We start from the raw sequence: 8,012 nt of genomic DNA, 5'->3' as shown, positions 1-8,012 counted from the left end.
CTTGCGGACCTTGCCCGAGGCGACCGGACAACGGCTGGAGGAGACGTTGCGGGCGTGGCTGCTGCACCAGGGAAGGCGGGACGAGGTGGCGGCGGCGCTGTTCGTCCACCCCCAGACCGTCCGGTACCGGATGTCGCAGCTGCGGGAACTGTTTCCGGATCTCGCAACGCCGCACCGGGTCCTCGAACTGACGCTGGCGGTCGGTCTCCGGACCGGCTGACGCGTACGGCCCGGCACGCCGCGCGAGACGTTCACCGAGGCGGGACCGTGCCGGGCCCCCGTTCCCGGCACGGTCGGCTTCGGCCGGTCAGCAGCTGTCGGTCCACGAGTGCGAGGAGATGTTGTCGTTGACCGACTGGTTCTTCCCCTCCCACCACGGCAGCCCGTTGTTGAAGATGTAGTCCCCTCGCGAAAGGTCCTGCCACGCGTCACCGTGGCCGAGGCAGGCGTACACGCCGCTCTGGTCCTGGTTGTAGTAGAGGTCGACGTCGTCGTAGCCGCCCGCGTACCCGCGGTTCTCCAGTGACGAGGCGAGGTTGCGCATCGGCCGGCAGGTGCCCGTCACACCGTCGTCGCCGTAGTCCCAGTCACGCTTGTTCCCCGACCAGGAACAGTGGGCGCCCCCCTGGTAGGGGTCCGCCCACGCGTGCAGCCTGCCGTCCTCCGCGGCGGCGGCGGCGCGCGGCGCCGCGGCCGGTCCGTCCGCGGCCTGGGCGGCGGCGACCGGGCCGACTGCCGCGAAGAGCATCGCGGCACCGGTGGCGAGCAGAGTGAGTCGCTTCATTTCCTCATACCTCTCAGATTTTCAAATGGGGAGTCAGCCGGCCTTGACGATGTCCCGGGCGCGGTTCAGCGCCCCGGACTCCAGCGTCTTCCTGGTGGTGAACTCGGTGGGATGGGCGGACTCGGTACGAGCCCGTTCAGCGCGCGCGAGCGTGCGGGCCGTCTTCGCGAGACCCGAGGTGCGCGCGCACCGGGCCTCCGCCGTCGCGGTCGCGATCTCGGTGGCGTGGGATCCGCCCGCCGGACGCACGAACCGCTGACGTGCCTCCAGAGGGGAGCGGTACGGGTGGCCCTTGGCCCGCATGCAGGCCGACCACCGTGAGACCGCCGCCGTGAAGCGCCCGTCCTGTGTGACCGCGGGCGGTACGGACCGTTCCAGAGCGTCCGTCACCTTCCACGCGCTGTACCACTTGCGCAGGTCCGAGTAGAGGGACCGTTGCGCCTCGGACTCGCACCCCTGATCGCTGTGCCGGATCGTGCCCATGCCGGGAACCCGTGCTTCCAGACCTGTCGGCTCCGGGCCGTTCAGCGCGTCCACGGCGGCGCTCCTGCGCTCCGCGGTCAGGCTCCGGAAGTAGAGCTGGTTCGGGTTCTTCGCGGCGAGGGTGTCCCGCTTGCGCCGGATGTCGCTGCCGTAGCCGTGCTCGGCGGCCCAGCCCTCGTCGTCGACGACGTACGGGAAGAGGCGGTCGACCCCGTCCGGCAGGTCCTCGACGACGTGGAAGGAGAATCCCCGCTCCCGCATGCAGTTCCGCGTCAGGAGCGCCTCGGCCCTGGCCAGGGTCTGCCGTTCGGCGGGCGTGAGCGCGCGGGCGGCGACGGTGGGCTCGGGAGGCGGGGGCGGTGGTGTGGCGGTGCAGGCCGACAGCATCGGGGCTGCCAGACAGAGCAGCAGTGCGGCGACGGCCTTGCCCCGCCCTGGACAGGACCCGGTACGTCCGGCCATGTTCTTCCCTCTTCCCCCGAAACCCTGCGACACCTCGAACGGTAGGAGGACCGGCCGGCCCGCGGTCCTGACATCTGTCAGGGACGGGGGCGCGAGCCGCCGTTGTAGTGCCTGCGTCAGAACCGCTGGTCAGCGAGGCTGTCAGGGGGGGGAGGGGGCGGTGGCGATCCGGCCTAACGGGGAGGCCGGCGCCGGGCGCGCACGGCATGCGAGAGCGCGCTCACGCTGATGTCGACGACCGTGCGGAGCTGCTCGGGGTCCGCCTGGGCCCTGCTCATCACGGCCAGCGACTGGTTGACCGCCGTCAGGTGCACCGCGAAGGCGTCGGCATCGGCCTCGGCCAGGAGCGCGGCGTTCAAGGCGGTCCGCAGCCGCGCATGCTGATGGCCGAGGGCTTCCTTCGCGCGTGCGGCGATGGCGGGGCTGAGCGCCGGTGCCGCCATCGCGGTCTGGGCGATCAGGCATCCGTCGGGCACGTCAGGGTCGGCGATGCGCTGCAGGGTGACCTCGAAGAAGGCCCGTACCGCCTGCAGCGGTTCCTCGGACGCAGGGGAAAGCGCCTGGTCGTACCTGGTTCCGTACCGCGTGGCGTAGCGGTCCAGGCAGCGCAGGTAGAGGGACTCCTTGTCGCCGAACGAGGAGTAGAGGGAACTGCGGTTCAGTCCGGTCGTCCTGGAGAGGTCGTCGAGAGACGTGTCGGCGTATCCGGCCCGCCAGAACTGGGCCATGGCCGCGTCGAGCGCGACGTCCACGTCGAACTGCTTCTTTCCGGCCATCAGGTATGCACCTCGTTCTCGCAGGACCGGCCGTTGCGGCCCTGTCCATCCTATCTTGAACTGGTCAGTTCAGGATGGAGTAGGCTCGCGACATGACCGATGACGCCCTGGCCCCCGACCGCTCCCGCGACCAGAACCCGGTTCCCGGGCTGCCGCTCCACGACCTCGCCGGTTTCTCTCACCGCTGGGCCGACGCGGGAGGAGTCCGACTGCACGCCGTGGAGGGCGGCAGGCCCGACGGTCCCACCGTCGTGCTGCTCGCCGGATTCCCGCAGACCTGGTGGGCGTGGCGGAAGGTGATGCCGGGCCTCGCCGAGCGATTCCATGTGATTGCGATCGACCTGCCGGGACAGGGCCACTCGGAGCGCCCGCAAGAGGGCTACGACACGCACACCGTCGCCTCGCGCGTCCAGGCTGCGCTGGACGCGCTCAACGCGCCGAAGTACTGGCTCGTCGCCCACGACATCGGGGCCTGGGTCGCCTTCTCGCTGGCCCTGAAGCACGAAGAGCGCCTGCACGGTGTCGCGCTGCTCGACGCCGGAATTCCCGGCATCACCCTCCCGGACTCCGTCCCGACGGACCCCGACCGGGCCTGGAAGACCTGGCACTTCGCCTTCCACCTGGTGCCCGAACTGCCCGAGACGCTGCTCACCGGCCGCGAGCGGGACTACGTCGACTGGTTCCTGAAGGCCAAGGCCCTGTCACCGAACACCTTCGACGACGCCGAGATCGACCACTACGCCGCCGCCCTCGCGGCCGAGGGAGGTCTGTCGGCGTCTCTCGCCTACTACCGCGACGCCGCGGAATCGGCGCGCAGGAATCACGACGCCCTCGAACAAGGGCACTTGACCGTCCCGGTCCTGGGCATCTCCAGCTCCCACGGCTCGATTCCCGACATGGCCGACTCCATCGATCCGTGGGCGCGGAACGTGACCGGCGTCTTCGTCCCGCAGGCCGGACACTTCATCCCCGACGAGCAGCCGGAGGCGATCGTGGACGCGCTGACCGCGTTCATCGATCCCGGGCGGGTCGAGTAGTTCACCAGGAGCCTGCTGGATCAGCTGGTCCAGGTCTTGAGCTGAGTGGCGACCTCCCGTACGGGGAGCCCGTCCCGGGCCGCGCGCGCCAGCGGAAGAACGGTGTCCAGTCCGGGACTCACCGGAAGGCCGCACGCGGACAGGTAGGCCGCGGTCACCGTGGCTGCGAACAGCAGGTTGCGCACCTCCAGGCTGGGGTTTCTCGCCAGCTCGCACAGCAGTGCCGCGGCCTTGTGATGAGGCTCGGGGTAGACCTCGTGCTCCAGGACCTCCGCCCGATGGCGGGCTTCCGCGGCCACCGGCACGCCGTAGTCGACCACCTGAGGGTCTCCCGGGATCTGCTGTGCCACTGCCAGGATCCACGCGAGGTCGATGTGAAGGCTCACGCGGCGTCCCTCGGCGCGGTCTGCGCCGCTCCCTTTGCCGGACCGGGATAGCGGTCCTCACCGACCTCCGCCTCGAACGTCTCCGTGTACGCGGCCAGGAAGGAGGCGGCTCCGGCCATGAAAGCGGCGCGTGACTGGTTCACGTCGGCCTCGATCAAGTCGGCCACATAGCCCTGCAGGCTCAGACCGCGGCGCTTGGCCCGGTCCTCGGCTGCCGCCCTGACGGCGTCGTCCAGTCGGATGTTCGTCTGTTTCGCCATGCCCGCCATGGTAGCTAGGTTCCGATACCACCACCTAGCAAATAGCTCTGCCGGGCTCGTGAACGTCGCGGAGAGGGGGTCGGTCGGCGGCCTATAGTCGATCTCATGAGTCGTTGGCAGGACCTGACCGGTGGGGTGTCCGGAGGCGAGTACGCCGCGCGTTTCGAGGCGTTGGCCCGCAGCGGGAAGGACATGCACGGCGAGGCGGCGTTCTGCGCTGCTCTGCTGCCCCCGGCTGCCCGGGTGCTGGACGCGGGCTGCGGCACCGGCAGGGTCATGATCCGGTTGTCGGAGCTCGGGTACGACTGCGTCGGCGTCGACCTGGATGCCTCGATGCTGGAAGTGGCGCGGGCGCAGGCGCCTGAACTGCCCTGGTTCCAGGCCGATCTCGCGGAGTTCGATCCGGCGAGGTTCGGTGTCGCCGCGGACTTCGACCTCGTGGTCGCCGCCGGCAACGTCCTGCCGCTGCTGGCTCCCGGGACGGAGGCCGCGGTGGTCGACCGCTTGGCCGCGACCTTGCGTCCGGGCGGCCTGCTGGTCGCGGGCTTCGGACTGGACGCGGCCCACCTGCCCGTGCCGCCCACCACCACGCTGCCGGAGTACGACGCCTGCTGTGCCGCGGCCGGCCTCGCTCTCCTCGACCGCTTCGCCACTTGGGGCGGCGCCCCCTACGACGACGGCGGTTACGCGGTCAGCGTCCACCGCCTCGATGCGTGACCACTGCCCGTTCAGCCACCCGTGCCACGTCCTGACGCGTGCGCTCCCGTAGAACTTCGGGCCGACTCATGCGTGCGCTCCGAAGAACCTCGCCCGCTCGCGTGTGCGCCCCCGTAGAACCTCGGGCTTTGTTTTTTACCGAACGTTCGGTAAAGTAAGCGCATGGGACGGACAGTGAGCGTCGACGATGAGCTGGTGCACGCCCGGCTCGCCGAGGTCTTCCGGGCCAACGGGTACGCCGGAGCGTCACTCTCCGACCTGTCCCGGGCAACAGGACTGCAGCGCGCGAGCCTCTATCACCGCTTCCCGGACGGCAAGCCCGCCATGGCAGCCGCCGTCCTGACCAGCATGGAGTCGCATTTCGGCGAGATCTTCGAACTGCTCGCCTCGGAGCCGGATGTCGCCGAAGGCGTCGCCGAGATGGCGCGGCGTATGGCGCTCGTCTACAGGGACGGCCGGATGGCCTGCGTCCTCGACACGATGACACTGACCGGGGCGCCGAAGGACATCAGGGACCATGCCGCCCGGCTCGCCCGCGCATGGCTCCAGGCCATGACCGGTGCCGCCGTCAGGGCCGGTGCGACCGAACAGGACGCGGAGCGACGCGCGCGTGCTGCCCTCGTCCGTATCGAGGGCGCCTTGGTGGTGGCGCGCGTCCTGGACGACCCTTCCGTTTTCGACCAGGTCCTCGGTGAGCTGCCCGACCTGCTCGCACACTGATCAAGGAGGCACCTCATGGCACTGCGCGCAGAACATCCCGGTGAGCAGGCGGTCCAGCAAAGGGCTCAGGAAGGCGGCCCGGGATGGGGATCACCGATGTTCGGCCCGGAGATCCCGCACGGCTTCCACCCCTTCCTCCGCGCCCAGCAGATGCTGATCCTCGGAGCCGCCGACGACGCCGGCGCCGTCTGGTCGACCGTCGTGACGGGACCTCCCGGTTTCGCCCAGCCGGTGGACAGCCGCACCCTCGACATCCACGGGCTCCCCGCTCCCGGCGATCCCCTCCACCACGCCTTCGACGTGGAACGTGCCGTCGGCCTGCTCGCCCTGCATCCGCAGACCCAGCGCCGTATCCGCGCGAACGGTGTGGCCACACGCGACGGCGACGGTCTGCGGATGACCACCGGGCAAGTGTTCGGCAACTGCCCGAAATACCTGCAGAAGCGCGTCATCACCGGATCCGCCGATGCCGCGCCGCCCGGGGAAGCCCGCACCGGCAAGGAACTCAGCGACGTCCAACGGCACTGGATCGAGCAGGCCGACACCTTTTTCATCGCCAGCCAGACCGCCGAGGACGGTGCCGACGTGTCACACCGCGGCGGCATGCCGGGCTTCGTCACCGTCGCGGGGCCCCGCACGCTGCGCTGGCCCGACTACACCGGCAACCAGTTCTACATGACGCTGGGCAATCTGCATCTCGCCCCCGCGTCCGGCCTGCTGTTCCTCGACTGGGAGCGCGGCCACACCCTGCAACTCACCGGCACCGGCCGGATCGACTGGGATCCCCGCAGCGCCGCGGCGTACCCGGGAGCTCTGCGCGTCGTGGAGTTCGAGGTCGACGCCGTGGTGCAGATCGACAACGCCAGCCCGCTGGAGTGGGAACTCCTGGACTACTCCCGGTTCAACCCGCCCCTCGCGTGAGCGCAGCGGCAGGTAGCGAGTGGGAAGGCGTGTCCGGTGGGTGGGCCGAACAGGCCGAAACGAAGTCAGGCGGTTTTCGCCTCGGCCCATCACAGATACCCCAGTATCCTCATCCGTGGACAGTAGGGCACCACCGCACCACCATCCCCCCACTCAGGTTGCGTGCCATCACCGGCGGATCCCCACCGCTTTCTGCCCGGCGACCGCGTGGCCTACCGATTCGCCGCCTCCAGGAGGATCACGGTGAAAGTTCGCACCAGAAGCTCGGCGATCCTTGGCACCCTGTGCCTTGTCGCCTCCCTGGCCCTGACCACGGCGTCCGCCGATGAGCCCGTATCACCAGGCCGGGCCGGAAAGGCCGTGCTCACCACACTGGCCACGGCGCAGAGTCCCACCGCCGGAGCGGCCGGCCCCGACGGCACGGTCTGGATAGCCGAACGGGCCGGAACCGTAAGGCCCTTGGACGACCAAGGCCTCGGCCAACCCGTCCTCGACGTGTCCGACGAGACCACGACCGATGGCGAACGAGGCCTGCTGGGCATCGCCTTCGACAAGGAGTTCGCGCACTTCTACATCTCGTTCACGAACCTCGAAGGCACCAGCACGGTGGACGAGTTCGCCGTTGAGGACGGCAGAATCCAGCCGGACACCCGGCGTACGGTCCTCACTCAGACGCAGCCCTACGCGAACCACAACGGCGGCGACATCAAGTTCGGCCCCGACGGCTACCTCTACATCGCGTTCGGGGACGGCGGCTCGGGCGGCGACCCCCACAAGAACGGGCAGAACCTCGACACCCTGCTCGGCAAGCTGCTGCGGATCGACCCGCAGGGCGCCGAGCCGTACGCGATTCCGCCGGACAACCCGTTCGTGGACGATCCCAACGCGAGGGACGAGATCTGGGCGTACGGGCTGCGCAATCCGTGGCGGTTCTCCTTCGACGAGGGCACGGGCGATCTGCTGATCGGTGACGTCGGACAGAGCGACTGGGAGGAGATCGACTGGGCCCCGGCCGGCAGCGACGGCGGCGAGAACTACGGATGGTCCCAGATGGAGGGCAACCACTCCTTCCGGGGCGGCACGGAGCCCGCGAACCACGTTCCCCCGGTCCACGAGTACGACCGCAGCGGCCTGGGCTGCTCGGTGACCGGCGGATACGTCTATCGCGGCGACGGGATCCCGGACCTCAAGGGGCGATACGTCTTCAGTGACTACTGCGACGGAACCGTCCGTACGCTGCAGATGGAGAACGGCGAGGTCACCGACGTGAGCGACCTCGGAGTCACCGCCGGCGAAGTGGTCTCGTTCGTTCAGGGAGGCGACCGCGAGTTGTACGTGCTCGCCAGTAACGGCAGCATCTTCCGCCTCGACCCCGCGTAGCGGCTGCGGGTATCGGGGCCGCGCGCAGAGCCCCGGACCGTACGGTCCGGGGCTCCTGCGTTCGCGCCCGCCCACCTGCAACAGGC

11 protein-coding genes are annotated in these 8,012 nt (G+C 69.7%); 6 read left to right on the top strand and 5 right to left on the bottom strand.

The genetic code is table 11. The features are described 5' to 3' along the window. Window positions 1-220: helix-turn-helix domain-containing protein (locus tag ACFWGJ_RS38720; protein ID WP_387333646.1), on the top strand; the 220-nt coding region annotated here is incomplete at its 5' end. Window positions 221-307: 87 nt separating this feature from the next. On the opposite strand, the gene ACFWGJ_RS38715 is transcribed toward ACFWGJ_RS38720, so the two are convergent. The 3 genes from ACFWGJ_RS38715 to ACFWGJ_RS38705 form a co-directional block, all read right to left on the bottom strand. Then, entirely contained in the window at window positions 308-784 is a 477-nt protein-coding gene (locus ACFWGJ_RS38715; protein WP_387333645.1) for a hypothetical protein, read from the bottom strand. A gap of 33 nt (window positions 785-817) precedes the next feature. Continuing rightward, window positions 818-1,729, bottom strand: coding sequence for a hypothetical protein (locus ACFWGJ_RS38710; RefSeq protein ID WP_387333644.1), 912 nt, complete (start codon window positions 1,727-1,729; stop codon window positions 818-820). Window positions 1,730-1,902: 173 nt separating this feature from the next. Further along, a complete protein-coding gene (locus ACFWGJ_RS38705; protein WP_387333643.1) occupies window positions 1,903-2,505 on the bottom strand; it encodes a TetR/AcrR family transcriptional regulator in 603 nt (200 codons plus the stop codon). Between the two features lie 92 nt (window positions 2,506-2,597). Between ACFWGJ_RS38705 and ACFWGJ_RS38700 the strand changes: the two genes are divergently transcribed. Next, entirely contained in the window at window positions 2,598-3,542 is a 945-nt protein-coding gene (locus ACFWGJ_RS38700; RefSeq protein WP_387333642.1) for an alpha/beta fold hydrolase, read from the top strand. Window positions 3,543-3,562: 20 nt separating this feature from the next. Here the strand turns inward: ACFWGJ_RS38700 and ACFWGJ_RS38695 are convergent, their stop codons facing one another. Together ACFWGJ_RS38695 and ACFWGJ_RS38690 are read right to left on the bottom strand one after the other, a co-directional pair. After that, window positions 3,563-3,928: a hypothetical protein gene (locus ACFWGJ_RS38695; protein WP_387333641.1), complete on the bottom strand. Its 366-nt coding sequence runs from the start codon at window positions 3,926-3,928 to the stop codon at window positions 3,563-3,565. After that, the gene (locus tag ACFWGJ_RS38690; protein ID WP_387333640.1) at window positions 3,925-4,188 is read right to left on the bottom strand and encodes a hypothetical protein; all 264 of its coding nucleotides are present in this window, start codon (window positions 4,186-4,188) and stop codon (window positions 3,925-3,927) included. The genes ACFWGJ_RS38695 and ACFWGJ_RS38690 overlap by 4 nt, the downstream gene beginning before the upstream one ends. A 105-nt stretch (window positions 4,189-4,293) precedes the next feature. Here ACFWGJ_RS38690 and ACFWGJ_RS38685 point away from each other — a divergent pair, with 105 nt between their 5' ends. The 4 genes from ACFWGJ_RS38685 to ACFWGJ_RS38670 all read left to right on the top strand — a co-directional run bounded on the left by ACFWGJ_RS38685 (window position 4,294) and on the right by ACFWGJ_RS38670 (window position 7,926). Further along, window positions 4,294-4,905 carry a class I SAM-dependent methyltransferase gene (locus tag ACFWGJ_RS38685; RefSeq protein WP_387333639.1) on the top strand — a complete coding sequence of 204 codons (612 nt, stop codon included), beginning with the start codon at window positions 4,294-4,296 and terminating at the stop codon, window positions 4,903-4,905. 162 nt (window positions 4,906-5,067) lie between these two features. After that, window positions 5,068-5,625 carry a TetR/AcrR family transcriptional regulator gene (locus ACFWGJ_RS38680; protein WP_387333638.1) on the top strand — a complete coding sequence of 186 codons (558 nt, stop codon included), beginning with the start codon at window positions 5,068-5,070 and terminating at the stop codon, window positions 5,623-5,625. Between the two features lie 15 nt (window positions 5,626-5,640). Continuing rightward, window positions 5,641-6,546, top strand: a complete 906-nt coding sequence (locus tag ACFWGJ_RS38675) for a pyridoxamine 5'-phosphate oxidase family protein (protein WP_387333637.1) — start codon at window positions 5,641-5,643, stop codon at window positions 6,544-6,546. A gap of 243 nt (window positions 6,547-6,789) precedes the next feature. Then, window positions 6,790-7,926 carry a PQQ-dependent sugar dehydrogenase gene (locus tag ACFWGJ_RS38670; RefSeq protein WP_387333636.1) on the top strand — a complete coding sequence of 379 codons (1,137 nt, stop codon included), beginning with the start codon at window positions 6,790-6,792 and terminating at the stop codon, window positions 7,924-7,926. Window positions 7,927-8,012: the final 86 nt, after the last annotated feature.

The organism is Streptomyces sp. NPDC060205, from assembly GCF_042728395.1.
Classification (GTDB): domain Bacteria; phylum Actinomycetota; class Actinomycetes; order Streptomycetales; family Streptomycetaceae; genus Streptomyces.
Note: the sequence above shows the minus strand (reverse complement) of the source record. Positions and strands in the feature narration are given on the sequence as shown.

Excerpts from the sequence above, each read along its gene's own strand:
- ACFWGJ_RS38715 (WP_387333645.1), bottom strand. The coding sequence starts at position 784 with ATGAAGCGACTCACTCTGCTCGCCACCGGTGCCGCGATGCTCTTCGCG.
- ACFWGJ_RS38710 (WP_387333644.1), bottom strand. The coding sequence starts at position 1,729 with ATGGCCGGACGTACCGGGTCCTGTCCAGGGCGGGGCAAGGCCGTCGCC.
- ACFWGJ_RS38705 (WP_387333643.1), bottom strand. The coding sequence starts at position 2,505 with ATGGCCGGAAAGAAGCAGTTCGACGTGGACGTCGCGCTCGACGCGGCC.
- ACFWGJ_RS38700 (WP_387333642.1), top strand. The coding sequence starts at position 2,598 with ATGACCGATGACGCCCTGGCCCCCGACCGCTCCCGCGACCAGAACCCG.
- ACFWGJ_RS38690 (WP_387333640.1), bottom strand. The coding sequence starts at position 4,188 with ATGGCGAAACAGACGAACATCCGACTGGACGACGCCGTCAGGGCGGCA.
- ACFWGJ_RS38685 (WP_387333639.1), top strand. The coding sequence starts at position 4,294 with ATGAGTCGTTGGCAGGACCTGACCGGTGGGGTGTCCGGAGGCGAGTAC.
- ACFWGJ_RS38680 (WP_387333638.1), top strand. The coding sequence starts at position 5,068 with ATGGGACGGACAGTGAGCGTCGACGATGAGCTGGTGCACGCCCGGCTC.
- ACFWGJ_RS38675 (WP_387333637.1), top strand. The coding sequence starts at position 5,641 with ATGGCACTGCGCGCAGAACATCCCGGTGAGCAGGCGGTCCAGCAAAGG.